The sequence below is a fragment of the Chryseobacterium arthrosphaerae genome (assembly GCF_001684965.1).
Taxonomy (GTDB): Bacteria; Bacteroidota; Bacteroidia; order Flavobacteriales; family Weeksellaceae; genus Chryseobacterium; species Chryseobacterium arthrosphaerae.
This window is the reverse complement of sequence record NZ_MAYG01000001.1, coordinates 817735-844558: the sequence shown is the minus strand read 5'-3', so window position 1 is coordinate 844558 and position 26824 is coordinate 817735. Positions and strand designations below refer to the sequence as shown.

Genomic DNA, 26824 nt, shown 5'->3' with positions numbered 1-26824 from the left:
TCACGTGGATAGTTCTAGAAAATCTGCGTAATCCGTGTGATCTGCGAGAAAATATTAATCTTCACAAATCATAAATACTGTGAACAAATGACGAAACAATCTCCAAAAAATACTATTCTGTAGATCGTATTGGTAAACACAAAGGCGCTAAGTGAGTAAGTTTGTCGTATTTTTAAGGCGCAAGGATTTTATCTGCGATAAAACTGAATGCTGTATATTGATAGTTTTTTTGCTCGCTGATTTTGCTGATCATGCAGATGTTTGTGGAAAATCTGTGTGATCCTTGGAATCTGCGGGAAAGATATATAATCATTGAGATAACGAAATTAAAAGTGATATTTGAAAATCAGAAAGAATATACACTTACAACGTATTACTAAAAACAGGAACAATTATGAGTGCTTCATTTGAACGCTATCAGTGTCAGATGGCTTTACCCGGATTTGGTATTGCTTCCCAGGAATTACTTCAGAGTGCAAGGATCCTCATCGTCGGCATGGGAGGTCTCGGCTGTCCATCAGCACAATATCTTGCTTCTTCCGGTGTGGGAACTATTGGTATTGCAGATGATGATATTGTTTCTCTCAGCAATCTGCACCGTCAGATTTTATACACACCTGATGATATCGGAAGCTACAAAGTGGATATTGCAGCCCAAAAACTACAACAGCAGAATCCTTCTGTTTCCGTTATTCCTTACAGATTACGGATTACCTCATCCAATGTTATGGATCTGATATCAGAGTTTGATCTGATCATTGAAGGAACTGATAATTTTGAAACCAAATGCCTGCTGAATGATGCCTGTGTTCTGGCTGGAAAGCCTTTGGTGTACGGAGCCATTTATCAGCATGAAGGTCAGGTAAGCATCTGGAATGTTTTACAGAAAGACGGCAGCTACTCTCCTCATTATCGTGATGTTTTCCCTAATGCAGAAGAATCCCAGGTTCCTAATTGCAGAGAAGGGGGTGTAATTCCTACACTCGCCGGAATAACAGGCTGTATGCAGGCCAATGAAGCGATAAAATACATCACCCGTTCAGAGGATACTTTAGCCGGAAAATTATGGATGATGAATGTCATGAGTGGCAAAACACAGATCATTAAGCTCAAGAAAACTTCTGTTCAGGTTACAGAGCTTCCCCAGACAATTCAGGTAATTGGTCTTGAGCAGTTTTTACAGGAAAAGAGCAATTTTGAAATCATAGATGTACGCACTGAAGAAGAACATCAGAAATTCAATATCGGAGGAAAAAATATTCCATTGAACAGGTTGCAGGATCACATTCCTCTGATCTCTTCTGCTTCAAAGCCTGTAGTCTTTTATTGTCAGTCCGGAAGACGAAGCATGGAAGCTGCCAGAACAATAAAAAAGGTTTTCCCTGAAAAGGAGCTGTTTTCTTTAAAAAATGGAATCAGTGGAATACAGGAAAGAACTCCCGGTACTTGAAATAAGTCAGTTTTTGATTTTTTTAATTTTTAACGCCAGGAATCGCAAAGGTCCTACAGAACAAACGGAATATTTTTCGTTCGCAAGGGCATTTCATTCAGCTAAGTACTTACTACACATTTGCTGAGTAGAACGCCTTTGCGAACGAATAAAATCTTTTTTTTTAAAATCTTTGCGAACGCCCCGTTAAAAGAGATATTGCAAACATCTTTATTTTAAATCTTCATAAAGGCAGATTTTTTATGGGCAACAATATAATCTGATTTATCACTTTTGATTTTTTTAATTTTTAACGCCAGGAATCGCAAAGGGCCGAACAAAACAGACGGAATATTTTTCGTTCGCAAGGGCATTTCATTCAGCTAAGTACGTACTACACGTTTGCTGAGTAGAACGCCTTTGCGAACGAATAAAATCTTTTTTTTTAAAATCGTTGTGAACACTCCGTTAAAAAAGATATTGCAAACATCTTACATTTAAATCTTCGTAAGGGCAGATTCTTTATGGGCAGCGATATGAACTGATTTAAAATTTTTAACGCCACGAATCGCAAAGGACCGAACAAAACAGACTGAATATTGTTCGTTCGCAAGGGCATTTCATTCAGCTAAGTACTTACTACACGTTTGCTGAGTAGAACGCCTTTGCGAACGAATAAAATCTTTTTTTTTTAAAATCTTTGCGAACACTCCGTTAAAAAAGATACTGCAAACATCTTTATTTTAAATCTTCGTAAGAACAGATTCTTTAGGGGCAACAATATAATCTGATTTATCACTTTTGATTTTTTTAATTTTTAACGCCAGGAATCGCAAAGGACCGAACAAAACAGACGGAATATTTTTCGTTCGCAAGGGCATTTCATTCAGCTAAGTACTTACTACACGTTTGCTGAGTAGAACGCCTTTGCGAACGAATAAAATCTTTTTTTTAAAATCTTTGCGAACACTCCGTTAAAAAAGATACTGCAAACATCTTTCTTTTAAATCTTCGTAAGGGCAGATTCTTTATGGACAGCGATATGAGCTGATTTATCACTTTTGATTTCATATTGCGGACTGTCTTCACTCGCATGATGAGTATAGCCTTTATAATCAAAATCTCTGGTATGGATTTTAATAATGGTTCCGGAAACCCTTCCTGCTTCGGAATTCCAGCTTACCTTGTCCCCTCTTTTGAATTTTGGTTTCATAATTTCTAGATTTTAAGCTACTGACTCTAATGATTTCTATGATGATACGCTAAGTGAACCACAAAAGGCACAAAAGTTTTTGTTTTGGACACCTGAATTTACTTTAGAAGTTTAATATAATGCTGTTGAGTAGAACACATAAGATGAAAATCAAAGATTTTCATTGTTTAAACGGGCTTGGTTAGTTAAAAGAATACATCAGTCAAATAAACTTTCATCGGAGTAAAAGACATTTCCGTCCCGTATTCTTGCAGGTGCTGTATAAGGATGTTCTTCCGCTTTATTGATGTTCATGATATGTTCTACCTTCCATCCTTTTGCTTTCAGATCATCGGAGATCATAGATCTGTGGCAGCTCCACCACACTGCTTCTGAACACATAAAAGCTGTTGTTTTTTTCATGGCGATACCCTCGAGTTTTTCAACGGCTTTGATAAATTCAGGGGTTTGCATATAATCCGCATATCCGCGAAAGGATTCATTTTTCCAACGGCTGTTGACAGAATCGGGCTGTACTTTTCTCCGCCCGCCCAGCTCTTCAAGATGAATATATTCAATATTATTTTCCGGCAGTACTTTTTCAAGGTTTTCTTTACTGAACCAGGGGTATCGTTTTGAGCCTGCAAACCTCCTTACATCTGCAAGGATTTCAATATGAAACGACGTCAGCATTTTTAAAAATTCTTCCAAAGAACGATTGGAATGTCCAATGGTATAAATTACCGGTTTTTTCTGAGGCTCCATACGCTTATAATCTTCTGATGAATCAGTCTATAATGGTCTGTTTCACTTTCTGAGAAACCGCAATCTCCTCCCCTGCCATTTCATGAATGGTTTCATCAATCATGATACACATACTGTTTAAGGCTAAGTCATTGGCTTCGGTGCCGAATGGTTCTTCAATTTCATCTGCTATTGCTTCAAAAGCTACAAATGTATAGGCAACAAATACTACAATAAGCGGTGTAAACCATCTCAGAGAGTCTACCAACCCGAATGGCAGAAGAAAACAGTAAATATATACAGTACGATGCAGTAACACACGATAACTGTAAGGAATGGGGGTAGAAACAATTCTTTCGCATCCGCCTACAATATCGGAAAGTTTATCAAAATTTTCATCGAAACGGGCCTGCCGGATAGAATCTATGCTGCCCTCAGCTTTTACCTTCTGTACCCATTCACCCAATAGCTTCATAATGACAGCCGGTTTATATTTTGATGCAGCAACGGTTTTCAACTGGTCTTCATTAAGCCTGTGCTGTAAATCTTCATAAGCATCTGTTCCTCTCAGCTGATGTTTCAATGCAAAAACAAAAGCTCCTAACAATTGTATAAATTCAGGCACTGAAACATTGCTTCCTTTTATATCCTTTAAGGTTAAAGCTTGCCTGGTCAGTGACCGTGCAGTATTCAATAAAGCGCCCCACAGTTTACGTCCTTCCCAGAATCTTTCATAGCTGACATTATTCCTAAATCCCAGAAACAAAGCCAGCACAAATCCAAATAGCGTTAAAGGTGCCGGATTGAGCGGAATCTTAAAAGAAAAAATAACACCACGCAGGTATACGACTCCCAACGATAGAATAAGAAGTAAAAAAAGGCGTGGCAGCAATCCCGGAAGTACAGAGCCATGCCAGACAAAAAGCATTTTGAACCAATGTTCCTTCTTCCTTATAATCATATTGTTTTTGTAAAGCCTTTATTTGAAATTTATTTTTTTATCTGTCCTACTACTAAAGCTTCCAGTTGATAAGAACTGCGTGCAGTTTTTTTCTCTCCCTCGGCAATGAGGCGAAGCGGCCCTTTTGACTCCGGTAAAGGTTTTCCGTCAACGGTATCTGCTACAATTACATTTTTGTCTGCAATGGAAGCATCCAGCTCTGCCAGTGAAAATAATACCTGATATCCGTCTGTACATTTGGCCAGCAGATATTTTGAGATATTTTCCCCATGCAGTGCTTTACCTGAAGGAGCTCCTGCCTTTGCAAGGATATCCTGAACGGAAACACCGGTATATTTGTGAATACTTCCGTCTTTATCTTTTAGTGAAGCTTCTTTTCTGGGCATCTCTGACAGATCGGTCAGACTCAATTCTAAAGGATCAGGAACTTCCCCGCTCACTTTAAGTCTGAATCCTGACTGGCAGAAGGCGTAGCCGGAAAGCAAAAGCAGTACTACAGGCACTATTTTTTTCATATAACAGTATAAGAATTTTATGGTCTTTGAACAGCCCCTTTATAAAGCATTTCATCTACTTTTTTGTAGACTTCAGGGTCGTGTTTTCTGATTTTGATCTTCACATATTTGGAGGCCGGCATATTGCTTTCTTTCACTACATTATTTACCGATACCAAAACATTGGTTTCCGGGAAATAGGTGACTGTATTTTTTTCCGGGATCTGATAGGAAACAATGATAAACAGAGGGGCTACCCTTTCTATTCCGTCATCATAGTTGTAAAGATCCACTTTATCTCCTGCTTTAAATCCTGCCCTGTCTATATCTTTCTGATTCATAAAGATGACACGGCGTTCATTCTTAATCCCCCGATAGCGGTCGTCTAGCCCGTAAATGGTGGTATTGAACTGATCATGGGTACGGGTAGTTGCCATCATATACTCATCATGGGCAAGGCTGTTATCCGGTATTTCAGTCAGTGTAAACGGAGCCCTTCCGCCAAGTTCTTTTGAAAATTTTTGCTCGTCTCTTGCTGCATTGGGAAGATAAAATCCTCCTTTTTGTCTGACCCGAACGTTATAGTCTGTAAATCCCGGAATACACTGCTCTATATCATCTCTTACCGCATCATAGCTGTCATGATACCGTTGCCAGTTGACTACAGAACGGCTTCCTAAAGTTGCCATTGCCATACGGCATACGATCTGGGTTTCATTGATGAGGTTATCTGATACGGCATCCAGCATTCCTTTAGAGGTCTGAACAACTCCCATTGAATTTTCCGTCGTTACGATCTGCACTTCTCCATTCACGATGTCTTTATCACTCCGTCCGTAAGTAGGCAGAATCAGAGCTTCTTTCCCATGAACAAGATGTCCTCTGTTCAGCTTTGTAGAAACGGACACCAACAGGTTAAGCTTTCTTAAAGCATGGGCTGTATAGGTTGTATCCGGTGTTGCGGAAATGAAATTCCCTCCCATGCAGAACATTACTTTGATTTTTTCTTCATGAATTGCCTTTATCGCACGTACCACATCATATCCATGTTTGCGGGGTACTTTGAAGCCGTAGAAGTTTTCAAGACGGTCAAGCTGTTCATCCGTAGGCTTTTCGTCAATCATCATGGTTCTGTTTCCCTGCACGTTACTGTGGCCACGTACGGGACATACTCCTGCTCCGGGTTTACCAATACTTCCTTTAAGCAGAAGGATATTAAGAATCTCCCTGATCATATCCACTCCATTCGGCTGCTGGGTCAATCCCATTCCCCAGCTGATGATGATCCGTTTTTTAAAGGCAATCATTTCAGCTGCTTTATAAAGGTCTTCTTCAGAAACTCCCGCCAATTGAGCCAGCTCCTCTAATTTATAATGATCAAACTGCTTCATAAAGTCTTCATAACCCACTGTTTTATCTCTGATAAAATCTTCATCAAATACTTTGCCCGGGTTTTTCTTTTCAAACTCTATCAGTAAAAGCTCAAGCGCTTTCAGCAATGCCATATCTCCATTGATCTTCACCGGTAAATACAGATCTGCCAGTTGCACTCCTCCCGTCAGAATAGCTTTTACATTCTGGGGGTTGATAAATCCCATCAGTCCTGCTTCCGGTAACGGATTAACGGCAATAATTTTGGCTCCGTTCTTTTTCCCTTTTGCCAAAGCGCTCATCATTCTCGGAGCATTGGTTCCCGGGTTTTGTCCTATGATCACAATCACTTCAGCATCATAAAAGTCTTCCAGTGTTACGGTACCTTTACCGATTCCTATGGTTGGACGCAGGGCAGAACCTGAGGTTTCATGGCACATATTGGAACAGTCAGGCATATTATTGGTCCCGAATTCTTTCGCAAACAGCTGATAAACAAATGATGCTTCATTGCTTGTACGGCCGGAAGTGTAAAAAGCGGCTTCATCAGGAGATTCCAAAGCATTCAAATGTTCTGCTATCTTTTTGAAAGCATTATCCCAGCTGATGGGTTCATAATGAGAAGCTCCCGGAGCCAGGTACATAGGATCTGTAAGCCTTCCCATCTTTCCGATCTGATAATCATCCAGTTTAGCCAGATCAAATACCGAATTCTGTTTAAAGAATTCAGGTGTTACTCTTTTGGTAGTAGCTTCTTCTGCAAGGGCTTTTGCTCCGTTTTCACAATATTCACCAAGTACAGACCGCTCATCATCAGGATCGGGCCATGCACAGCTGGGACAATCGAAACCGCCCATCTGATTCATTCTGAACAGGGCTCTCATTCCGCGAACGGGAGTTTTTTCTTCAAACAAATCGCCAAAGGCAGCCATTACCGCAGGAATACCCGCTGCTGCTTTTTCAACATGGGTCAGTTTAAGATCGAGTAAAGTAAACGGATTTTCAGCATTAGGCTCTTTACTGATTTCCTCTTCTACTTTCTTCTTGTTATTTTCTTCCATAGCCTTTTATTTTGTAAAGTGATCAACAGGTAAGATTGGGATTCGGGTAGTTATCGCTCTGGTCTTCCATTGTATTATCTATACATACGAAGTCTTTTTCAACCAAAAGCTTTACCAGTCCTGCCTGCCCGTCAAAGCCTACCGTATCTGTAGATACGAGTTCTTCAATCATTGCTTCCGGCATTTTCATCACAATCCTATTCTCAATGAATGATGCAGATAATACCGCATCCTCTGATTTTTCTATCGTATAAATGAAGGGTCTGTCAACAAATTCGGTAAAGCTTGATACGATACCGTTTCTTCCTAATTCCGAAACTTCCGATTGGGTTAAACGGAATCTGATGGAGTTATCTTTTATTCTTATTTTCATTGCTAATGTCTGTTTTATCAATTCTCAAAAATACAGGACTTTTAATTTTTAAAGAGACCTGTAAAAATTCAGGTATCATATCTTTTCTATGTGCAGATCGGGCTTTCCACAAATATCTGCTTAATCTGTAAATCAGCGAGGGGTAAAATATTATTCTTTATTCATTATTTTATGGAAACTGCTTTCATTATAAATATTAAAGCGGTTTTCACGAAGAAATCCCAGTAATGTCATATCAAATTCTTTTGCCAGATCTACCGCCAGACTGGATGGCGCTCCTATTGCTGCAACAGCAGAAATACCTGCCATGGCTGCTTTCTGAATAAGCTCAAAGCTTGCTCTTCCGCTAAGGACTAAAATTTTATCCTTCAGGGGAAGCTGTCCTGTAGCTAATGCATGTCCGATAAGTTTATCCAAAGCGTTATGTCTTCCTACATCTTCCCGTAAGGCAAGCAAACGCCCTTCAAAGTCAAAAATACCTGAAGCATGGATGCCTCCCGTAGCGCTGAAATTATTCTGAAAAGACTGTAAGTTTCCGGATAGCTGATACAGGACGTCAAATAACAGCGTGTACTGTTCCCGTTCAATATTCTGAAAGGTACTTACCGTTTTTATAGATTCAATAGATCCTTTTCCGCATACTCCACAGCTGGAGGTGGTATAAAAATTTCTGTCTGCACTTTTGAGCTGAGGAATATAATCTTCTGCCAGCTCCACCTCTATTATATTCTCCCTGTTTCTGGAACATTCTGCCTGTGGATGCGCTATATTTCTGATCTGATGATCTCCTGAAATAATTCCTTCCGTAAAAAGGAAGCCTGCTGCCAGTTCTGCATCATGACCGGGAGTTCTCATCGTTACAGATATATTTTTACTGATCCTCTGCTCTTTCGGGCCATAGGAAATACGGATTTCGAGCGGTTCTTCCACAGAAATATCATCGGTATAAGAGAAACAGGCGCCCTCTTTTACTTTGACAATATCTATCTTCTGTACAGATTGGTTTTCTAATAGATTGGTTTTCATATCTGAATAATCTGGTATAGTAAATATACGAAATTTAGCTCTTCGATTACGGATGGGCTGAAACCCATTCTTCACCATTTTCAAAAATCTCTTTTTTCCATATGGGAACGGTTTGCTTTATGGTATCAATGATGTAGCGGCATGCATCGAAAACAGCGTCCCGGTGGCCGTCACTCACCACAATTATTACGGCAGCATCACCAGGAAATAAAATTCCGGTACGATGATGAACAACGATATTTCTTACAGAAAAGAGTGATAAAGCCTGATCTGCAATTTTTCTGATCTCTTTTTCAGCCATAGACTTATAGCACTCATATTCTAGGCGGACTACCGGTTTATTTTTGGTGATATTACGAACGGTGCCGATAAAGGTAGCAACTCCTCCACTACTCAGATCCTGGGCTATGCCAAGACATCCGGTAATACTTAATGGGTTTTCTGTTATTTGGATATCAATCATTTCTTTTTATTTTACGCACTCCTCTGTATTCAGGTGGCTGTAGCTGATATTGTTACTATAAAATTCTTATCCTCCGCTTACCGGGGGAATGATTGCCACTTCATCTGTACCTGTAATCACCTGATCATCCCCGGCATATTCCTCATTTACTGCGATGAAATAAGATTTCAGTTTTATGAGTTGGGGGAAATCATTTTCCAGTTTATCTTTCAGCTGTTTTACATTCAAACCTTCCTGTACTTCCAGTTCTTTTTCTGATGTTCCAAGAATATCTTTTGTTATTCCAAAAGCCAATATTTTAAGTTTCATTTTTATATTACCAATATTTAATTAAGACATTTATCCCGGCCACAAGGACAAGTATAGCCGTCATTCTTTTTATGATCAGGGGATTCCAGTTCAGTGACATTCTGGAGCCGATCTGTCCGCCCACAAAAACAGCCAGACACAGGCTGGCAATCCTGAAAACATCCATACCCACAGATAATTTTGACAGTTGACCCAAAATACCGGATACTGAATTCACCAATATGAAAACACTGGACGTAGCCGCAATTTTCCTTGCAGTATCCCATTTCATGAGATTAAGCAAAGGAGAAAGGAAAATTCCGCCACCGATTCCTACCAGTCCGGACAAAAAACCTGTTCCTCCCCCTAAAAAGCTATTTCCCAACAATGAAGAGCCTGAATCCAGGGCTGCTTTTTCATCATTTCCTGCTTCTGTTTTTACCCACAATAATACCGCAGCAATGATCAGGGTGATCCCTAAAATCAGGAAAAAGGTTTCCTGGCTTATTTTCAGCACCGCTCCCAGATACGCCATCGGAACACTCACTAAGGTTATCGGCAGTACTTTTTTCCATTCGATCTGGTTATTTTTAATATAAATATAAACGCCCCCGATCACCACAATGACATTGCATATCAATGCTGTGAGACGTATTTCCTGATAAGGGAGATTATACATCGCCAATACCGCCAGGTAGCTGGAGCCACCCCCAAATCCTACCGATGAATACACAAAGGCAATCATCAAAAAGAAGAGAAAGATCTCCCAATGCCCCATATTATTTTATTGAAGGTTAATTTTAATACAATATTACTCATTTTACGGCTTGTTTTGCGAGAGAATATATAAAAGTCTATACATTGATTTGTGAAAAAAATGTCATAAATTGTTTATCTCATTCATAAAGTAATGGGGTACCGTTATCATTTACTAAATTTGATTCATTAGAAAAAATAAAAATGCCAGCAAACGAAACACAAAAAAACATGAATGCTCAAAATGTCACCGATTATCCCAACAACAATACGTATTTTCTGGTTTGGAATTTCAGGCAGGATGCAGACCCTTCCAAAATAAAATCTGTTTTCCAGAGAATGTGTGCTCTTATCATTAATCTGAATAACTCTGCCCTTGACCGTTTCCCGGATTCCAAAGCAAGCTGTGTAATGGGGATCGGCTATGAGGCATGGCTGCAGCTCGAATTGCCTGCTCCGCTGCCAAAAGAATTCAAAAAATTCGAAGCTATACAGGGTAGCAGACATACGGCGGTAAGTACCAGAGGTGATCTTCACTTCCACATCCGTGCCGATGAAAAAAGCTTTGCCTATGATATGGCTTCCACCATTTCAGATTTTATGAAAGATATTGCAGACTGTGTGGTTGAGGTGCAGGGATTCCGTTACTGGGACAGCAGATCGATCTTAGGTTTTGTGGACGGTACTGAAAACCCACATGGCAAAGACCGTGATTATTTCGCCATCATCGGAGATGCAGACCCACAATATGAAGGCGGAAGCTACCTGTTTGTACAGAAATACCTCCATAATATGAATGCCTGGAAATCTCTTTCTGTAGAAGATCAGGAAAAGGTCATCGGCCGGTCGAAGGAACACGATATCGAAATGGACGATGAGGTGAAGCCTAAAAACTCCCATATCGCCCTGGCCAATGTAGGTGATGATTTTAAGGTTGTCCGGGATAATATGCCTTTCGGGAATGTTTCTACCAATGAAATGGGAACGTACTTTATCTGCTATGCAAGCACCTTCAGTACGGTAGAGAAAATGCTTACGAATATGTTCATCGGAGATCCGGCAGGAAATTACGACCGTATTTTGGACTTCAGCACTGCTCAAACCGGCACTTTATTTTTTGTTCCTTCAGCAGATATGCTGGATGATTTTTCGTCTTAATTTTTTAAATAGAAAACTGTTTTATCAATACAAAAAGGACCATTTCGGGTGCAATGGTCCTTACTTTTATTCGGCATCAATGGCTTCATCTTTATTCAATACGCTTTTCAGCTTTGCCTTATGAACCTGAACAGTATCATCATTTTTAATTTTATGTTTCTTTTGGAGAGGTTTTCCATCCAACCATATGGCATCAGTTTCAATAAGCCGTTTCAGTTGAGCTGATGAAAGATTCAGGCCTTCTCTGATTACAGCTGACATTCTGAGATTACAATCAAAAGGACATTTTATTTTGAATGTAAGCATTTCACTGTCCGGATTCAGCATTTCTTCTTCCTGTATTTCATTGTGCCGTATTTCATATTCTACGCTATCCGGATCGGCTTCAACATTATTTTTACGTCTTATATCATGGGAAAAAGCATATTCCCAGGCCATTTCTTTATTATTTTCAGACATTTTATTGAATATTTCTTTACTGACGGATTCTGTTCTGATCCTTGAAAACAACGTCATATTGTACGTACTGCTGCATTTTACACACCTGTAAATCAGCCAGATATCAATATTCTTTTTTTGGGCATTTAATCTGAATTTATCGCTGCAGGCAAATCTGTCACTGTCACAATGGCTGCATTTCTTTTTTAACAAGGGAGTATTTTTCACTCTGATCTCCCATATATGCTGGATACTCATTACTTATAATCGTGCTTAATATTCTTTGGTAAGTTTTGCCTATTATTCACGCATTACAAGGTTCTGAGAAAGATACTCAGACAAAAGATACAGACTGTTTCCTGCTCCGGGTACTGATCGGTAAAACCGGCCATATCGGAATAGCAAAATAGTTATGCTCCTACAAGCAATGTGGACAATAATAGGGTGAAATGAAAACCTGTTCAGATAGGATTATCCGAACGAAAGAATGATCAGCCTGTGGTTACTGAGACTGATACTAAGCTGTAATAAGTTTAAGAGTTTTTCTCAAAACGAGCTGTTTACTTGGTTGTGATAAAAGTAGTGATTTTTTCCTTACAACAGTAATTTTCAGAGATCAGTCCATTTTTTTTGATTATAGTTGGCACCTTCTAGGCTTTTTTATTCAGATCACCATATCTTAAGTTTCCTTCGGGTTTCCTTCGAGTGTTCTTCGGATGAGCTTCGATAAAATGATTCTTTTTCCGAAGCTCATCCGAAGAAGTATCGAAGAGCTATCGAAGAAATGATGGATTAAATTCAAAAACAGGGAGCATTACAGAACGTACACTATTTTTGTTGAGTACAGTAAACAATTAAAAAAATGCAAAGAAAGATCCCCTCGCTGGTGCGAGCGTCTCGCTCGTATCTGTATGAAATAACAACACTTTACTATTTTGTAAAGTATTTTTTACTGTAAGAGCTGCTAGTATGATTTTTTGAAACACGGAAAATAAGTATAATTTTAAAATTATTATTTTGGTACGAGCAAGATGCTCGCACCAGCTTGGAGGAATAATTATTTTGATACCATAAAAAACTTCATCACAGAAATAAAAAAAGAGGCAATCCAAAAGAATTACCTCTCCTATCTATAGTCAGTCGACTGAATCATTTAACCGCCAGAAAATAATTTACCGGATAGTTGCTTCCGGATTCATACTTCCCTACTTCCAGCTTTTAACAATCCGCATATTCAACAGATGCTTCCTTAGCAGCAGCAACCATTGCTATTAAAGCTTTTTCAGTCTCTTCCCAATGTCTGGTTTTCAGCCCACAATCCGGGTTTACCCAAAGCTGACTGGCAGAGATTACATGCTGCGCTTTTCTCAACAGCTCAACCATCTCTTCTTTGGACGGCACTCTTGGCGAATGAATATCATAAACACCGGGGCCTATTTCATTCGGATAGCGGAAGTCGGCAAAGGCATTCAGAAGTTCCATCTGAGAGCGGGAACATTCTATGGTAATCACGTCTGCATCCATAGCGGCAATATTTTCAATAATATCATTGAATTCAGAATAGCACATATGTGTATGGATCTGTGTGGCATCTTCTACTCCGCTTGCAGAAATTCTGAAAGCTTCCACAGCCCATTTCAGATAGTTCTGCCAGTCGGTTCTTCTCAAAGGAAGACCTTCCCTGATTGCCGGCTCATCAATCTGGATAATTCTGATTCCTGCTTTCTCCAGATCCACTACTTCATCACGTATCGCTAATGCAATCTGCTTACAGGTTTCAGAGCGGGGCTGGTCGTCACGAACAAAAGACCATTGTAAGATGGTAACGGGCCCTGTGAGCATTCCTTTCACCCATTTTTCAGTCTGAGACTGTGCATATTGTGACCAGTACACTGTCATAGGTACCGGCCGTGATACATCCCCAAAAATCACAGGAGGTTTTACACAACGGCTTCCGTAGCTCTGTACCCAGCCGTTTTTAGTAAATGTAAACCCTTCCAGTTGTTCCCCAAAATATTCCACCATATCATTGCGTTCAAACTCTCCGTGAACCAGCACATCAATTCCTATATCTTCCTGCCAGCGGATGGTTCTTTGGGTTTCTTCTTTCAGTAATGCATCATATTGTACTGCCGTAAGGTCTCCTTTTTTAAATTGAGCCCTCCAGCTTCTTACTTCTGCAGTCTGCGGAAATGATCCGATGGTGGTGGTAGGAAACAAAGGAAGCTGTAATGTTTTTTGCTGCTCTTCCTTACGGATTTTAAAAGTATTTTTCCTTTGGGTATCTTCCTTGGTGACAGCCTGAGCTCTTTGTTTTACCTGATCATTATGAATAAGGGAAGATGTTTTTCTTCCTTCAACTGCCTTTTTATTGTCTTCAAAATCTGTAAGACTGTTTTCATTATCTGTACCCGCAGCTAGTGCTTTAAGGGTAACAACTTCTTTTACTTTCTGTTTTGCAAAAGCCAGCCAGTTTTTAATTTCAGGATTAAGGGCTGTCTCTGCATCCAGATCACAGGGTGAATGAAGCAGAGAACAGGATGGAGCAATGAAAACTCTTTCAGAGCCAAGTTTCTCAATGGCTTTTGTAATGAAGCGCAAAGACTTTTCATAATCATTCTTCCAGATATTTCTTCCGTCCACAAGACCTAGTGAAAGGCTTAGATTTTCAGGAATGATCTTCAATATTTCTTCCAGTTGCTCAGGATTTCTTACCAGATCTATATGCAATACCTCTACCGGAAGTGAAACGGCAAGAGACCGGTTGTCTTTTAATCCGTCAAAATAAGTAGCAATAATAAGCTTTAGCTTAGGGAATTTTTTTCTTATCTCCGCATACACCAGCTGATAGGTTTGTTTTGCTTTCTCCGTCAGATCCAGTGCTAAAAACGGTTCATCCAGCTGAATCCACTCAGCGCCCTGTTCCTGAAGTCTTGTAAGGATTTCAATATACACAGGAAGAAGGTTTTCTGCCAGATCCAGCTTATCAAACCCCTCCTCTTTTTCTTTTCCCAAAAGAAGATAGGAAACAGGTCCTATGATCACAGGTTTTGCATTGATTCCAGCCTGTCTGGCCCCGGCAAATTCATTGAATATTTTATCCGAACTCAGTTTAAACTTTTGGTTTTTGTAAAACTCAGGAACAATATAATGGTAATTAGTGTCAAACCATTTGGTCATTTCCATTGCTGTGATATCCAATCCGTCTTTTTGATACCCTCTTGCCATGGCAAAGTAAAGATCCAGCTCTGTATTGTTTTTCTTAAGCACTACTTCATGGTAACGGGATGGCACGGCCCCTACAATGAGGCTCATGTCCAGTACCTGATCATAATATGAAAAGTCATTACATGGGATAAGATCTATCCCGGCCTCCTTTTGGATATTCCAGTTGTGGTTACAGATCGTTCTTCCTGCAGCAAGAAGTTCTTCCAAAACAATTTTGCCGGACCAATACTGTTCGCAGGCTTTTTTAAGTTCTCTTTTGCTACCAATACGCGGATAGCCCAGAATGTGAGTTTGCATTTTTTTAAACTTTTTAATTAAACTTAACGATAAAGTTCTTTGAAATGCTTCGTAGTACTTCTGCGGAAATCTATGGAAAACAATAATATACTGAATGCTGCAGATTCTTACAAAAAGAAAATGCATCCGATATATCATCTGTATGACCCAAAGCTTCAGACCGCGAAAGCACTGTCAATTCAGTAAAGGCAGGTCTCCTGGCTTGCAGCGGTTTTCCGTCATCCTTCCCGCTTTTCGCAGTGGATATCTTTGGACGGAAACCTTTGGCATGCTGCTTACAGTTGCGCGACAGCTCATGATTTTCACATGATTCCCTATTAATTTACCTTAAGTAAAACCTCTCCTGTTTGATGAAGTAGATAAAGAACGGTTTCTTTTACGAACACTCAGCAGCATTAATAAAAGATTTTAATTTTGTGTAAAATTAACTATACAGAATAAACAAACAATAAAATACAGTAAATTAAGCAAATAAAACTTAAAATAATAATTTAAAAAGAATATAATTCTGTACATTTGATTGATTTTATAATGTAAAAGAATAATATTCTGTGGAACAACTCGATGATAAAGACCTGCAGCTGCTCAGACTGCTTCAAAAAAATGCAAAACTTACCGTGAAAGAACTCGCCAGAGAGGTAAGCCTTTCCCCATCTCCTGTTTTTGAAAGGGTAAAAAGACTCGAACAGGAAGGCTATGTAAAAAGATATGCTGCTGTTTTAGATGCTGAGAAGCTTAACCGTGGATTCACCGTTTTCTGCCAGATCAAATTAAAGATCCATGACCGTTCTGTGGGATATGATTTTGTAAAAGAAATCCTGGAAATCGAAGAGGTTGCTGAATGCTATAATATTTCCGGGGATTTTGATTTTCTGCTTAAAGTTCAGGTCCGGGATATGAAACATTATCAGGATTTTGTGTTCAATAAACTGGGATCAGTAGATTCCATCGGGAGTACACACAGTACATTTGTCATGGCCGAAGTCAAAAACAACCATGGGCTGACCATATAAAATCTCTGATTATATTTTTTAAACACCCTGTTTTAGCTTTATTCTTCAATCTATTTCCGGAAGGTAGCGGTATTGCTTCGGATTTAACAACAGAGATTTTGTAACTCAACATCATCACAATGATTTTAGTATATTTGATAAAAAACGAAAGTCTACAAAAACTATAAGAGATGACATCCCCGATTTCAAATAAGATAACCCCCTTTCGTTTTCCTTTGAATACAGGAAAGTTATTCATGATACTTTCCGGAATCATTATTGTCATTACAACTATAAATATGTTTCAGGATTTCTGGGAGGCCAAGAGAAGCGGCTATAGTTTTCATTTCAGCGAATCATTGTTGTTTAAGATCGTTTGGATCCTCTACATTCCCATAATAATGGTTCTATATCAAAAGTTGAAATCTGAAACGCATATAAGCTATACAAAAACAGCACTATTCATCATATTACCGATTACGGTGCATCTTATAATGCTTCCTTTTATTGCAACTATTTTGTCTCTCTTTTTTTATCAGGGCAGATATGATCTTTTTAAATTCTTTTCTTACACCCTCACCCACGACTTTTCTATAGCCGTTCTTATCTATGCAGGATTTGTTCTAGGTTATCAATATCTCCCGGTCCGGAAACCTAATGCTGTGTATACAGAAAAAGCCACAGTCTCTCCTACATTCGTTATCCATAATGGAAAAGATAATGTGATCATCCATACGGAAGACATTATACAGATCACTTCTGCCACTCCTTATGTTTCTATTCACCTTGAAAACAAAAGGTATCTGCATTCTGAAACGTTGAAATCAATGCTTGAACAATTGGATGATCAGATCTTTATCCGTGTACACAAATCCGCTGTAGTTAATTTTTCCAAAATACGCTCATTCAAATCCCGTCTGAATGGCGATTATGATCTGCAGATGACAGATGGTACTCTGGTAAGATTGAGCAGGACCTATACTTCTGAATTCAAAAAACGCTTTACGACAGGGACCTCAGGTCAGCTTACCAATTCATCAGGATAAAACATTTTATTTTTACAACCTTTTTTCAGTCCATAATTTCGCAAATACATTCACATAAAAAACATGACAAGCTATGGACTTAAAAAAACAAAGTATTTCTTTCTGGATTCTACTGACGATATCAGGTTTAACATCCTGCCAAGGTCAGACCAAAAAAAATATAGGAGGACCTTGTGAAGGCTGTGAAGCGATCTATGAGTACCAAAATAAAACATTGACTCCCGTAGATACACTTCCAAAATTCATGCAAAACAAACCCCAGCTAAAGGTAACCGGAACTGTTTTCAAAAAAGACGGAAAAACACCGGCAGAAAATGTCATTGTATACATTTATCACACCAATAGACAAGGAATTTATGAAACCAGAGGCAATGAAACAGGCTGGGCAAAACGGCATGGATTTTTCCGGGGTTGGGTAAAGACCGGAAAAAACGGGCAATATACATTTTATACCTTCAGGCCTGCTGCTTATCCTGACGGCAGTGAACCTGAGCACATCCATATCACCATCAAAGAACCGGATAAAAATGAATACTATCTGGATGAATACCTGTTTGATGATGATCCTTCCCTGAAAAAAGCCATGAGAAAAAAACAACCCGGAAGAGGAGGCTCAGGAATCGTAAAGCCTTATATGCAAGATGGGCTTATGACCATCAGAAGAGATATCATTCTGGGTAAAAACATTCCTGATTATCCATAAGACAGAAAAGCAGATCAATTCATGCTTATTTTTAACGACTACGGCAAAGGATTCCCTTTTTGCAAGGCCTCTTATCGGGAAAAAATAATGTAAATTTGCTTATCCTATCCACAAAGGATAGTTTTTTTAGCTTAAAAAAATGAAAAAAACAGCACTTTCTTTATTGGCCTTCATCATACACATGACCTGCCAGGCACAAAATTTCGATCTTATTCCATTAGGTATTTATGGCGGAGAACAGGAAGATAACCTATCTGCGTATTTAGTAGGAGCCCCCAAAGACAATACATTTATCTGCCTTGATGCAGGTACAGTGAATACCGGCATAAGAAAAGCCATTCAGATGAACAGCCTCAGCGGGCCGGAAGAAACGGTTTTGAAAGATCAGATCAAAGGTTATTTTATCTCACATGGCCATCTGGATCATTTGTCAGGCCTTATTATCAATTCTCCTGCTGATTCTAAAAAGGACATTTTTGCCATCTCACCGGTGATTCAAATTTTACAAAATCATTATTTCATTACAGATATCTGGATCAATTTTGCTGACCAGGGTCAAAAACCGATGCTGGGAAAATATCATTATAATGAGCTTAAAGAAGGAACAGAGATCCCGGCGCCCCAAACCCCGTTTTTTATAACCGGCTATGAACTGAGCCACGTAAATCCCTATAAAAGCAGTGCTGCCCTTGTCAGAAGGGATGACCATTACCTTCTTTACCTGGGCGATACAGGAGCTGACAGGATTGAGAAGTCTGAACAGCTCAATAAACTCTGGGAACGCATTGCTCCTTTGGTGAAGAAGAAGCAATTGAACACCATACTGATAGAAGTATCATTCCCGAACAGCCAGCCGGAACATCTTTTGTTTGGCCACCTTACGCCCAATCTCTTATTGGAAGAACTGGAAAAACTCAAAGAAAAAACGGGACAAAAAAATCTACAGGGGCTGAATATTGTAGTTACCCACAGAAAACCGACGAAGGATAATCCGGAGATTATAAAAAAAGAACTCCTGGAAAACAATCCATTAAAGGTTAATTACATCTTCCCTGAACAGGGTAAAAAAATTAGTTTACCTTAATAAAGATCAAAAGATGGGGCAAGAATTTGCCTCATCTTTCATTATCTGCCTGTTATTACTGAAAATATACTGGCAGCTTTCGCAAGATAGTATGCGATACCCCACATGAAATTGAATTCAGTCTACTATTTTGAGCATCTTTATTTAAATTTTCACAGTTAGCAAACATAGTATTTAAGTAACTGAAAGTTAGGTTTTAGCATTAAGCTTTTTCTTCTTATACTGCTGTAAACCCTGATGACAACTGAAAAAAAATCAATTTTATTGAAAAAATATTTTGTCAGTATTAAAAATGTTTCTATATTTGCACCACTGAAAACAACGGTACTACCGGAGTTTAAGGAGAGTTGGCAGAGTGGTCGATTGCGGCAGTCTTGAAAACTGTTGACTGTAACAGGTCCGGGGGTTCGAATCCCTCACTCTCCGCAAGTTGTGAAAACGGAAGTTTTCAAAAAACAACAAAAAATATATAAATCCTGCAAAATCAATGATTTGCAGGATTTTTTTGTTTATAGTAATTGCTAAAATTATCAGAAATACCCTAAAAGTTTGTGCCCAATTCATACTAATCAGAATTTTGATACATAAGCGTATAATTCTTCTTCTGGAGTAAGATTTAGCTTTTTTCTAAGACGATATTTCTTTGCATCCACAGATCGGATGGTAGAATTAGTAAAAACTGCAATTTGTTTCGTGTCAAAATTCATTTTTAAATATGCGCATAATCTAATGTCAGCAGTAGATAGTTTTGGAAACTTTTCGGTTATATTTATTATAAAATGAGGGTATATTTCCTGGAATTTTGTATAAAAAGCTTGTTCATTTTTTGTAGCAAGATCTGTAAGCTGATTCAGCTGTTCTATAGTTGTATATGATAAAATATTTTGTTTTTGATTTTCTTTTTCAGTAATTACCATTATCTCTGATTTGGATGCTTCTACTATATCTTGCTTAGGTACAATCATAAGTGTGATCAGCAATAAACATACTCCAAAAATACTGTAGTCAAAGGAATCAAACCTTCGGTAATCTTTATTTGGAAGATTTTTTATTTTATTTATTACTTTTTTTGTTTCGAAATTCAAACTGTCATTGATTTTCTTGTAATTATCATGTTGATGAAGAGCTTTTTGATAATCTTTTAATGCCTCATAAGCTTTTGATACCATTGGATAGATATTTTTTAACTCATCATTTTGATTGTATTTTTTTGCAAGAAAAACAGACTTATTAAAATAATCTAGTGCCAGCTCGTGTTGATGCTCTTTCATCGAAATTATTCCTAATGCTTTGTATATTTTTACCAGAGTCGCTTTATCTGGACTATTAATAAGATTTTCTTCGGCATTAAGAATATATTTTTTAGCATCTTTTACATTTCCTTTATATAATAAAATATGGCCTATTACAGTGGCTGTTGCTGAAAGGTATTTTTTTTTATCTGGATTTGAACTTTTAATATTGGAAGCATAGTGATACGCTTTGTTGGCATAGGACAGCATTGAATCAGTATCTGATTTATAAGCTTCGTAATAAGAGGCCATAGTAGAACTAATATTCATTAAAGACTTGTATTTCTGATCATTGTCAATAATATCTGAAGCAATTTCTGCTGCTTTTTTTAATTCATATTTTGCGAGATTATATTTGCCTATTTTAATATACATCCATGCTCTGTATCTTAATGCTCTGCTTAGAATATAATTATTATCCAGCTCTGTAGCCAGCCTGATGGCCTCATCTACTTTTTCGTATATACCATTGATATTGTTCGTGTTATAATATATTTCCAGAAACTTAATTAGCGATTCTAAACGTCCTCCGTCATATCCCAGGTCCTTTGAAAGATAATAAGCTTCGGTAATTAATCTCAGCATTTCTTTATCTCCTAAATTTGAATATGCATTTTTATTGTTTGCTATATTGATCAGGCTATCAATTTGCTGCCGGGACGGATCTTTAGCATTCACGATTACTATCATGAATGAAAACATTAAAGCAAAAAATTTCATAATCTAATTTATTGTATAAATTATTTGTGTTTATAGCATGGAACTGCTGAATTGCAGGTGCAAAATTATATATATTTTTTTAAAAAATGAATCTATAATATTTCTTTATAAGCGCAAAACAAAAAACAAGGATCTAGCAAATCTAAACCCTTGTTTTAATAAATGTACAGACATTAAACACTCCAAATGATTATCAAATATTAAACATTAATCCTAACAAGATCATAAAAATTGTGGATTTATTGCACTAAGATACTTCTATGTTTTGAACTACTTACATTTTAGGGTAAATATGAGTTTTTATGGTGGTTAATAAGTTACTTTACTTTTCTAAAAAAAATTCCGATAAATGTTTCATTAGTGATAATGAATTAATGTAAGTATAAATGAGTATTTGTGGATAGGTAATTTTTTTTCAAAACAGAATTTTCTTTCGATTATTGCGATACAAAATAAATCGATTGGTATTGGGGCAAGTTTAGTGAATGGCTTGTCAAAATTTACAAAGTCGGAGTATCATACCAGACAGAAGCTTTCAAAGTATAAAGTCCGGGTATGTATGTCTTAGAGATTACATTTTTAAATTCAATTTATAATTAAATTACATTTACTCATGAAAAAGGTTACTTTTATGGTAAGTTTTTGTTTATCAGTCAGTACTTTTAGTCAGGTAGGGATAAACACTACTAAACCTCATGCAAGCTTAGATGTCGTAGGCAAACCAGCAAATCCTGCTTTTTATGATGGTATTATTGCTCCAAGAATTACAGGGAATCAGCTTTCTGATAAAACTTATACTTCAAGTCAGAAAGGTGCAATAGTATATGTTACCTCAGCAGCTAATAACCCCACAGTACAAACTAAAAACGTTAAAGAAGAAGGCTATTATTACTTTGATGGCAGTATCTGGGTGCGGTTCAGTTCTGCCTTAGATTCCACAACTTATTCAGGAAGTGGCATATATGCTAAGATCAGGGAAGGAAGTGGTTCTGTACTGGATGATGATCATACTATTATCCTTAAAGGAAATATAACTTTACCTCCGCCAGGCGGCAAAAATATTAATAGAATCCTGGTTTTGTGTACAGCAAATTCTGGAGGAAAGTTAATATCATCTTCCTCCGGGTCACAAATATATTTACCGTTACATGGACCAACTCCAAGCACAATAGTCAATCCTAACACTAATAAATGTTTAACATTTCATTCGAAAGGAAATTACTGGTATATAACAAGCTCCTATTAAGAATATATTCTTTTTAGCTTTAGAAAAGCATCGAAAATTATGTATTTTACTTGAAGGCAGTTAATTGTTTTCCCTCAATATTGACCGCAGTTCAAGAACATTAGCCCATTTCATTCGTAGATTCTAAAGACGTAAGTGACCAGAATAAAATAAAAACCGATTTGAAGAAAATTGAATATTTGGACTATAATACAAATTGAATCTCTCAACAGTTTCCTGATCAATTATCATGTTTTATTAAAAAAGTAAATGATTCTCCCGGATCATTTATCCATTAAAATATTGATTCTGGGAAAAGCTTAAAATTTGTAATGATGATCAGTATACTATTATTGAGATTTTAATATTTCATATACAACATGATACCGGTAGTTATTACCAGTACACAGTGTTATTTCTTCAAAATATGCCGGAAAGAAAAATGACAGGTATGATTATGTTTACTTTATGGTATTGTACTATACAGTAACTTTTTGGATTTTTTTCATTTAAAATGTTTTGTCTTTTTGGTGGATCCTGTCTCTTAATAGAGGCAGGATTTTTTAATCGATACTATGAAATCAGACACAATGATTTTGAGTATTCATCATTAGTAATTCTTCAAAAAAACTACATTCAAAGTCTAAAAACGGTTCAGGATTATAAATCAGAACGCACAACCACTTTAAATACCTTATTTTCAGTCAATTAAAATACACCAATTTAATAGGTTCGCATTTATCTTGCGGAACATTTCAGCCTTTTCCCATGCCTAATTTTGCATTACAGATTCTATATGAATGCAGAAGGAAAAATGTATTTATCCGAATAAACATTCCGAACCTGCGAACAATAAGAAATCTTATAAAAGAAATTGTTAATTATTTTAAAGAATACATATCATGAAAGCACTCCTGATTTTTTCAATACTGTTGCCCGGTTATTTTCAGCCTAATCTGGCAATGTCTGCCAAAGAATATCTGAATTATTCTATTATAAAAGATGATAAGAACATTGGTACTATCCGTGTAGAACGTTCTTTAAAAGACCATATTACCGAATATCTTTTTGAATCCCGGGCTCAGGTAAAAATCCTGTACAGCATTGAGATTTACGATAAAATGAACGTTAGCTTTAAACAAAATATTCTGCAACAGGCAAAACTTTACCGGACAATGAACGGGAAAATCAAAGTGAACAATACAGCCATCTGGAACGGGAGTTTTTATAACCTTTCAGATAAGGATGGTCCCAATGGCTTTCTAAAACAGTCTGTTTTATACTCTACCGCAAGCCTGTATTTTAATGAACCAGAAAATGTAAAATCTGTTTTTTCGGAAAAATTCCAGAAAATGGTTCCTGTTCAGAAGATTGATGCCAGAAGATACAGAATCAGTCTTCCCAACGGAAACACTACTACTTATACCTACACCAGCGGAATTTGTACTTTAGTTGAAGCCAGTACAGATTTTGCGAACCTAAAATTTGTTCTTAATACAAAACGTGAATAAAACCCTGCCTGTATATTCCGGATGAAAGGGAAAAAAACATCCTAAGCAGCTTACTCATTTATTTTACTAGCGGCCTGTGCAGAACCCAATGAATCATTTGGGCATCTCTCCTGTCTTCTTCAAAATTCAGTTTGATTAACAGGTTAACAGAGCCTGTATTTTCCGGTAAGCATCGGGCTGTGATATGGGATAAAGTCTCATTTGAAAATGCCCAGCGGATAAGTATTCCTGCAGCCTCTTCGGCATAACCGTTTCTGCGTTCGGATCCAGTGATTCCATAGCCTATATCACAGCTTTTGCTTTCTTCTTCAAAACCTTTAAAGCCAATATCACCGATAACCTCTCCGGTCTCTTTTTTTATGATCATCCAGGATTCAAATCCCGTTGGCCCTTCTACCCTGGATAAATTACTGATGATCCTTGGTAATGTTTCAAGCACATCTGCATCGGGCCAGCCCTTACCTTTTTTCAGCCCCAGGAGATTAAGATCATTAAAGTTATTGTTCAAAAAATTTTCACATAAGGTTACTGTATACGGAATAAGGATCAACCTTTCTGATCTCAGTTCGCTTATTTCTATCGTTTTCATGTTTAATAATAAGGCATAAATGTATGTTGAATTTAATTTAATTCAAAGTCTGATGACGGATTTACCCGGAAATACTGACTCTATACTTAAAATTTTTCAGATCCATGATGCTGTAAAAAGAAAAACCACATCTGTAGAAGATGTGGCCTAAAAACACAAATGATAAAAAAATTCATCATACATTATTCTTCACCTGTTTACACAAAATGATAATAATGCAGTAATCTCCCTGACACAATTACGCAGCTAAATTAGCCTTTAATTGGTAGTCCCGGTAATAGAAATGCGTAAAAAAATGGTACAAATTATTTCCCGTAATTATTTCTGAACTGTGTTGGGGTAAGTCCTGTTTTAATTTTAAAAAATTTGGTAAAATTAGTCACTTCCTTGAAGCCCAGCCCGTAAGCTATCTCGCTTATACTGATCCCGCCATACATCAGGTTTCTTTTAATTTCCAGGATCATTCTGTTGATCAGCCATTGTTTTGGGGTCTGATTTTCCACTTTTAGGAATGCATTCTGAAGTGTTCTTAAGCTCACATTCAATTCACTGCTATAATAATCCAGACCATAATGCTGATTCAGATTCTTATTAACAAGAGATTTAAATCGGGTCACTAAAAGCCTGTTGGTACAAAAATCAAAATTGATTTTGGAACTTACGGATATCTCCTCTGTAATCAGAAGTATATTAAACAGATAATTATTCAGAATAATCCCCTGCATTTCACTGTGTGGCCTGGCCAGCTCATTCTGGATATATTCAAATAAAACACAGACTTCCTCAAACCTTTCACCCAGATCAAAATAAGGCAGAGTCAGAGGATCATTAAACAGATTGGTTTCACTGTAAAACTGTGACTGGATCATACTTTTACAAAAAAAGTCTTCAGTAAAAATCATTACTTTGCTTTTATACTTGGGATCATGCTGAAACTGACTGACCTGATAAGGAGAAACAAAAAGGATATGCCTTGGCTTCACATTGATTGCTTTAAAATCTACATGAAATACTCCTTCTCCTTCAAGGAAAAGATGGATACAGTTGAATAGTATCCTATGCGGCTGAAAAAGCTGATCAGGTCTTGCAATAAGTAAGTCTGACAGTATTTTTGTATTAATATAATGTGAGCTGTTCTCACTGTGCAGGAATGGTTCAATTTTAAAACTCTCCATAAAAATAATGATCTGTGTTTTCTGTATTTAAAGCCAATAAGAAGCCATAGCTTTGGCTATTAAAGCCTGTATTCCTTATTATATCTTAATGCTCTAACAGAAATAAGTATACCAACTTAAAAACAGCCACAGCATTTCTTTCATAAAACACAAAAGAAATGTTCAGGGCAAGGTTCCTGTTTTCTCTGTTTTTAAAGATATCACGCTACGTTACAAACTCTTATGCTTCAGCATTATGAACTTAGCACAATACAGAAACAATTTTAAAAAATTACTGTTTATTTTACAATAAATAGTACAATTATACAAACACATAATGAATTATGATAAAAAAACATCATTTTCCATCATCACAATATACATCATAAAAAAAGCCTACCGCTTTTGCGATAGGCTTTCTTTGTTTACAGTACTTAACTTTACAGGTAAATATTATTTTTTAATGCCAGTTCTTTCATCTTGTAAACAATATCAGTATCAGCAATATTCTCTATTCTGACATCAATTAAAAATTCTTTCAGAATGCTCTTATAAAGATCAGCTTTGTTGTCAGATAAAAAGCTGATGATCTCATTCAATGCACTATCATAATCCTCCAGTTCATAATAGGCTAAATATTTTATCCGGGATGCATATTCATTGGTATGATCATTTTGCAGGAGTTGGCTGGCTGTTTCAATAGCCCAGTCATATTCTTCTGTTTTATAGAAACAGTTTGACAATAACAGCAATCTGAAATTCTCATACTTTAGGGGCAACCCATTCAAATAACTTAAAACATTAATGGCTGATTCATATTGTTCATTCTCCATTAAATCCTTGGCTGTGTGCAGTTCTGCAATCATAATTCAGGAATATTTTCTATCATCATTATTGGTAAGGCAGCTGTCTTTTCCGGTATTGTCCTGATTTCTTATGATCTGAAAGCAGGTAAAGTAAGAGATAGAATCAGAAAAACAAATAACGTTTGCGACACAGGTCATACTACCAATAATTAAAGTATATTACTTAGGAATATCAAAGGCGGGCTTTGGTAAAATTTTAAAATCTTAAGCCACAGATTATTAATTTTTCGGGGCAAAATTACATGAATCTGCATTTTACTTATGATACAAACACGAATATAAATGATAAAAAAACAATCAACACTGGAAGAGTAAAAATAACAATCATTATTATACAGAAAATGTAATATGTACATCTGTTCT

Annotated in this window: 24 protein-coding genes, 1 tRNA gene and 1 riboswitch; of the genes, 9 read left to right on the top strand and 16 right to left on the bottom strand. The window is 37.2% G+C overall.

Features of this window, described 5'->3' with window-relative positions; translation table 11 throughout:
• The first annotated feature begins 394 nt into the window (after positions 1-394).
• Complete coding sequence (locus BBI00_RS03735; RefSeq protein ID WP_065397508.1) at positions 395-1450, top strand: HesA/MoeB/ThiF family protein; 1056 nt, start codon at positions 395-397, stop codon at positions 1448-1450.
• A 982-nt stretch (positions 1451-2432) separates the two neighbouring features.
• Here the strand turns inward: BBI00_RS03735 and BBI00_RS03730 are convergent.
• The 10 genes from BBI00_RS03730 to BBI00_RS03685 all read right to left on the bottom strand — a co-directional run bounded on the left by BBI00_RS03730 (position 2433) and on the right by BBI00_RS03685 (position 10180).
• Positions 2433-2642, bottom strand: a complete 210-nt coding sequence (locus BBI00_RS03730) for a hypervirulence associated TUDOR domain-containing protein (RefSeq protein ID WP_065397507.1) — start codon at positions 2640-2642, stop codon at positions 2433-2435.
• Between the two features lie 198 nt (positions 2643-2840).
• Complete coding sequence (locus BBI00_RS03725; RefSeq protein ID WP_065397506.1) at positions 2841-3386, bottom strand: DUF488 domain-containing protein; 546 nt, start codon at positions 3384-3386, stop codon at positions 2841-2843.
• Between the two features lie 22 nt (positions 3387-3408).
• Complete coding sequence (locus tag BBI00_RS03720) at positions 3409-4326, bottom strand: bestrophin family protein (RefSeq protein ID WP_065397505.1); 918 nt, start codon at positions 4324-4326, stop codon at positions 3409-3411.
• Positions 4327-4355: 29 nt separating this feature from the next.
• A complete protein-coding gene (locus BBI00_RS03715; RefSeq protein WP_065397504.1) occupies positions 4356-4841 on the bottom strand; it encodes a molybdopterin-dependent oxidoreductase in 486 nt (161 codons plus the stop codon).
• A 17-nt stretch (positions 4842-4858) separates the two neighbouring features.
• Positions 4859-7252 carry an FdhF/YdeP family oxidoreductase gene (locus tag BBI00_RS03710; protein WP_065397503.1) on the bottom strand — a complete coding sequence of 798 codons (2394 nt, stop codon included), beginning with the start codon at positions 7250-7252 and terminating at the stop codon, positions 4859-4861.
• Between the two features lie 22 nt (positions 7253-7274).
• Entirely contained in the window at positions 7275-7625 is a 351-nt protein-coding gene (locus tag BBI00_RS03705; protein WP_065397502.1) for a DUF7009 family protein, read from the bottom strand.
• 150 nt (positions 7626-7775) lie between these two features.
• Entirely contained in the window at positions 7776-8651 is an 876-nt protein-coding gene (fdhD, locus tag BBI00_RS03700; protein WP_065397501.1) for a formate dehydrogenase accessory sulfurtransferase FdhD, read from the bottom strand.
• A gap of 46 nt (positions 8652-8697) precedes the next feature.
• Positions 8698-9114: a molybdenum cofactor biosynthesis protein MoaE gene (locus tag BBI00_RS03695; protein ID WP_065397500.1), complete on the bottom strand. Its 417-nt coding sequence runs from the start codon at positions 9112-9114 to the stop codon at positions 8698-8700.
• Positions 9115-9180: 66 nt separating this feature from the next.
• Positions 9181-9423 (bottom strand): MoaD/ThiS family protein, encoded by a 243-nt coding sequence (locus BBI00_RS03690; RefSeq protein WP_065397499.1) that lies wholly within the window; start codon positions 9421-9423, stop codon positions 9181-9183.
• Positions 9424-9430: 7 nt separating this feature from the next.
• Positions 9431-10180: a sulfite exporter TauE/SafE family protein gene (locus BBI00_RS03685; RefSeq protein ID WP_065397498.1), complete on the bottom strand. Its 750-nt coding sequence runs from the start codon at positions 10178-10180 to the stop codon at positions 9431-9433.
• Positions 10181-10389: 209 nt separating this feature from the next.
• Between BBI00_RS03685 and BBI00_RS03680 the strand changes: the two genes are divergently transcribed.
• Entirely contained in the window at positions 10390-11316 is a 927-nt protein-coding gene (locus tag BBI00_RS03680; protein WP_065399605.1) for a Dyp-type peroxidase, read from the top strand.
• A gap of 66 nt (positions 11317-11382) precedes the next feature.
• Here BBI00_RS03680 and BBI00_RS03675 read toward each other — a convergent pair whose 3' ends face one another.
• Entirely contained in the window at positions 11383-12012 is a 630-nt protein-coding gene (locus BBI00_RS03675) for a DUF1062 domain-containing protein (protein WP_065397497.1), read from the bottom strand.
• Positions 12013-12972: 960 nt separating this feature from the next.
• A complete protein-coding gene (gene metE, locus BBI00_RS03670; RefSeq protein WP_065399604.1) occupies positions 12973-15279 on the bottom strand; it encodes a 5-methyltetrahydropteroyltriglutamate--homocysteine S-methyltransferase in 2307 nt (768 codons plus the stop codon).
• A gap of 170 nt (positions 15280-15449) precedes the next feature.
• Positions 15450-15636: riboswitch (cobalamin riboswitch) on the bottom strand.
• Positions 15637-15830: 194 nt separating this feature from the next.
• Between metE and BBI00_RS03665 the strand changes: the two genes are divergently transcribed.
• The 5 genes from BBI00_RS03665 (at position 15831) to BBI00_RS03640 (ending at position 19530) form a co-directional block, all read left to right on the top strand.
• Complete coding sequence (locus BBI00_RS03665; protein WP_065397496.1) at positions 15831-16292, top strand: Lrp/AsnC family transcriptional regulator; 462 nt, start codon at positions 15831-15833, stop codon at positions 16290-16292.
• A 236-nt stretch (positions 16293-16528) separates the two neighbouring features.
• Positions 16529-17317 (top strand): LytTR family DNA-binding domain-containing protein, encoded by a 789-nt coding sequence (locus tag BBI00_RS03655; RefSeq protein ID WP_065397494.1) that lies wholly within the window; start codon positions 16529-16531, stop codon positions 17315-17317.
• Between the two features lie 73 nt (positions 17318-17390).
• Positions 17391-18020 carry a dioxygenase family protein gene (locus BBI00_RS03650; RefSeq protein ID WP_065397493.1) on the top strand — a complete coding sequence of 210 codons (630 nt, stop codon included), beginning with the start codon at positions 17391-17393 and terminating at the stop codon, positions 18018-18020.
• 139 nt (positions 18021-18159) lie between these two features.
• Positions 18160-19104, top strand: a complete 945-nt coding sequence (locus tag BBI00_RS03645; RefSeq protein ID WP_065397492.1) for an MBL fold metallo-hydrolase — start codon at positions 18160-18162, stop codon at positions 19102-19104.
• A gap of 341 nt (positions 19105-19445) precedes the next feature.
• Positions 19446-19530: transfer RNA gene (locus tag BBI00_RS03640), tRNA-Ser, on the top strand.
• Positions 19531-19673: 143 nt separating this feature from the next.
• Here the strand turns inward: BBI00_RS03640 and BBI00_RS03635 are convergent.
• On the bottom strand, positions 19674-21116 hold the full coding sequence (locus tag BBI00_RS03635) for a helix-turn-helix transcriptional regulator (protein ID WP_065397491.1): 1443 nt from the start codon (positions 21114-21116) through the stop codon (positions 19674-19676).
• A 613-nt stretch (positions 21117-21729) separates the two neighbouring features.
• Here BBI00_RS03635 and BBI00_RS03630 point away from each other — a divergent pair.
• Together BBI00_RS03630 and BBI00_RS03625 are read left to right on the top strand one after the other, a co-directional pair.
• Positions 21730-22362 carry a hypothetical protein gene (locus BBI00_RS03630; RefSeq protein WP_065397490.1) on the top strand — a complete coding sequence of 211 codons (633 nt, stop codon included), beginning with the start codon at positions 21730-21732 and terminating at the stop codon, positions 22360-22362.
• A gap of 881 nt (positions 22363-23243) precedes the next feature.
• Positions 23244-23852: a DUF6134 family protein gene (locus tag BBI00_RS03625; protein ID WP_065397489.1), complete on the top strand. Its 609-nt coding sequence runs from the start codon at positions 23244-23246 to the stop codon at positions 23850-23852.
• Between the two features lie 58 nt (positions 23853-23910).
• On the opposite strand, the gene BBI00_RS03620 is transcribed toward BBI00_RS03625, so the two are convergent.
• The 3 genes from BBI00_RS03620 to BBI00_RS03610 form a co-directional block, all read right to left on the bottom strand.
• Positions 23911-24441, bottom strand: coding sequence for a GNAT family N-acetyltransferase (locus BBI00_RS03620; RefSeq protein ID WP_065397488.1), 531 nt, complete (start codon positions 24439-24441; stop codon positions 23911-23913).
• A 305-nt stretch (positions 24442-24746) separates the two neighbouring features.
• The gene (locus BBI00_RS03615) at positions 24747-25616 is read right to left on the bottom strand and encodes an AraC family transcriptional regulator (RefSeq protein WP_065397487.1); all 870 of its coding nucleotides are present in this window, start codon (positions 25614-25616) and stop codon (positions 24747-24749) included.
• 419 nt (positions 25617-26035) lie between these two features.
• Positions 26036-26461: a tetratricopeptide repeat protein gene (locus BBI00_RS03610; protein ID WP_123841906.1), complete on the bottom strand. Its 426-nt coding sequence runs from the start codon at positions 26459-26461 to the stop codon at positions 26036-26038.
• Between the last annotated feature and the right edge of the window lie 363 nt (positions 26462-26824).

What these genes read in the sequence shown, in the direction of transcription:
- BBI00_RS03735 (WP_065397508.1), top strand. Translation starts at nt 395, where the DNA reads ATGAGTGCTTCATTTGAACGCTATCAGTGTCAGATGGCTTTACCCGGA.
- BBI00_RS03730 (WP_065397507.1), bottom strand. Translation starts at nt 2,642, where the DNA reads ATGAAACCAAAATTCAAAAGAGGGGACAAGGTAAGCTGGAATTCCGAA.
- BBI00_RS03725 (WP_065397506.1), bottom strand. Translation starts at nt 3,386, where the DNA reads ATGGAGCCTCAGAAAAAACCGGTAATTTATACCATTGGACATTCCAAT.
- BBI00_RS03720 (WP_065397505.1), bottom strand. Translation starts at nt 4,326, where the DNA reads ATGATTATAAGGAAGAAGGAACATTGGTTCAAAATGCTTTTTGTCTGG.
- BBI00_RS03715 (WP_065397504.1), bottom strand. Translation starts at nt 4,841, where the DNA reads ATGAAAAAAATAGTGCCTGTAGTACTGCTTTTGCTTTCCGGCTACGCC.
- BBI00_RS03710 (WP_065397503.1), bottom strand. Translation starts at nt 7,252, where the DNA reads ATGGAAGAAAATAACAAGAAGAAAGTAGAAGAGGAAATCAGTAAAGAG.
- BBI00_RS03705 (WP_065397502.1), bottom strand. Translation starts at nt 7,625, where the DNA reads ATGAAAATAAGAATAAAAGATAACTCCATCAGATTCCGTTTAACCCAA.
- fdhD (WP_065397501.1), bottom strand. Translation starts at nt 8,651, where the DNA reads ATGAAAACCAATCTATTAGAAAACCAATCTGTACAGAAGATAGATATT.
- BBI00_RS03695 (WP_065397500.1), bottom strand. Translation starts at nt 9,114, where the DNA reads ATGATTGATATCCAAATAACAGAAAACCCATTAAGTATTACCGGATGT.
- BBI00_RS03690 (WP_065397499.1), bottom strand. Translation starts at nt 9,423, where the DNA reads ATGAAACTTAAAATATTGGCTTTTGGAATAACAAAAGATATTCTTGGA.
- BBI00_RS03685 (WP_065397498.1), bottom strand. Translation starts at nt 10,180, where the DNA reads ATGGGGCATTGGGAGATCTTTCTCTTCTTTTTGATGATTGCCTTTGTG.
- BBI00_RS03680 (WP_065399605.1), top strand. Translation starts at nt 10,390, where the DNA reads ATGAATGCTCAAAATGTCACCGATTATCCCAACAACAATACGTATTTT.
- BBI00_RS03675 (WP_065397497.1), bottom strand. Translation starts at nt 12,012, where the DNA reads ATGAGTATCCAGCATATATGGGAGATCAGAGTGAAAAATACTCCCTTG.
- metE (WP_065399604.1), bottom strand. Translation starts at nt 15,279, where the DNA reads ATGCAAACTCACATTCTGGGCTATCCGCGTATTGGTAGCAAAAGAGAA.
- BBI00_RS03655 (WP_065397494.1), top strand. Translation starts at nt 16,529, where the DNA reads ATGATACTTTCCGGAATCATTATTGTCATTACAACTATAAATATGTTT.
- BBI00_RS03650 (WP_065397493.1), top strand. Translation starts at nt 17,391, where the DNA reads ATGGACTTAAAAAAACAAAGTATTTCTTTCTGGATTCTACTGACGATA.
- BBI00_RS03645 (WP_065397492.1), top strand. Translation starts at nt 18,160, where the DNA reads ATGAAAAAAACAGCACTTTCTTTATTGGCCTTCATCATACACATGACC.
- BBI00_RS03635 (WP_065397491.1), bottom strand. Translation starts at nt 21,116, where the DNA reads ATGAAATTTTTTGCTTTAATGTTTTCATTCATGATAGTAATCGTGAAT.
- BBI00_RS03630 (WP_065397490.1), top strand. Translation starts at nt 21,730, where the DNA reads ATGAAAAAGGTTACTTTTATGGTAAGTTTTTGTTTATCAGTCAGTACT.
- BBI00_RS03625 (WP_065397489.1), top strand. Translation starts at nt 23,244, where the DNA reads ATGAAAGCACTCCTGATTTTTTCAATACTGTTGCCCGGTTATTTTCAG.
- BBI00_RS03620 (WP_065397488.1), bottom strand. Translation starts at nt 24,441, where the DNA reads ATGAAAACGATAGAAATAAGCGAACTGAGATCAGAAAGGTTGATCCTT.
- BBI00_RS03615 (WP_065397487.1), bottom strand. Translation starts at nt 25,616, where the DNA reads ATGGAGAGTTTTAAAATTGAACCATTCCTGCACAGTGAGAACAGCTCA.
- BBI00_RS03610 (WP_123841906.1), bottom strand. Translation starts at nt 26,461, where the DNA reads ATGATTGCAGAACTGCACACAGCCAAGGATTTAATGGAGAATGAACAA.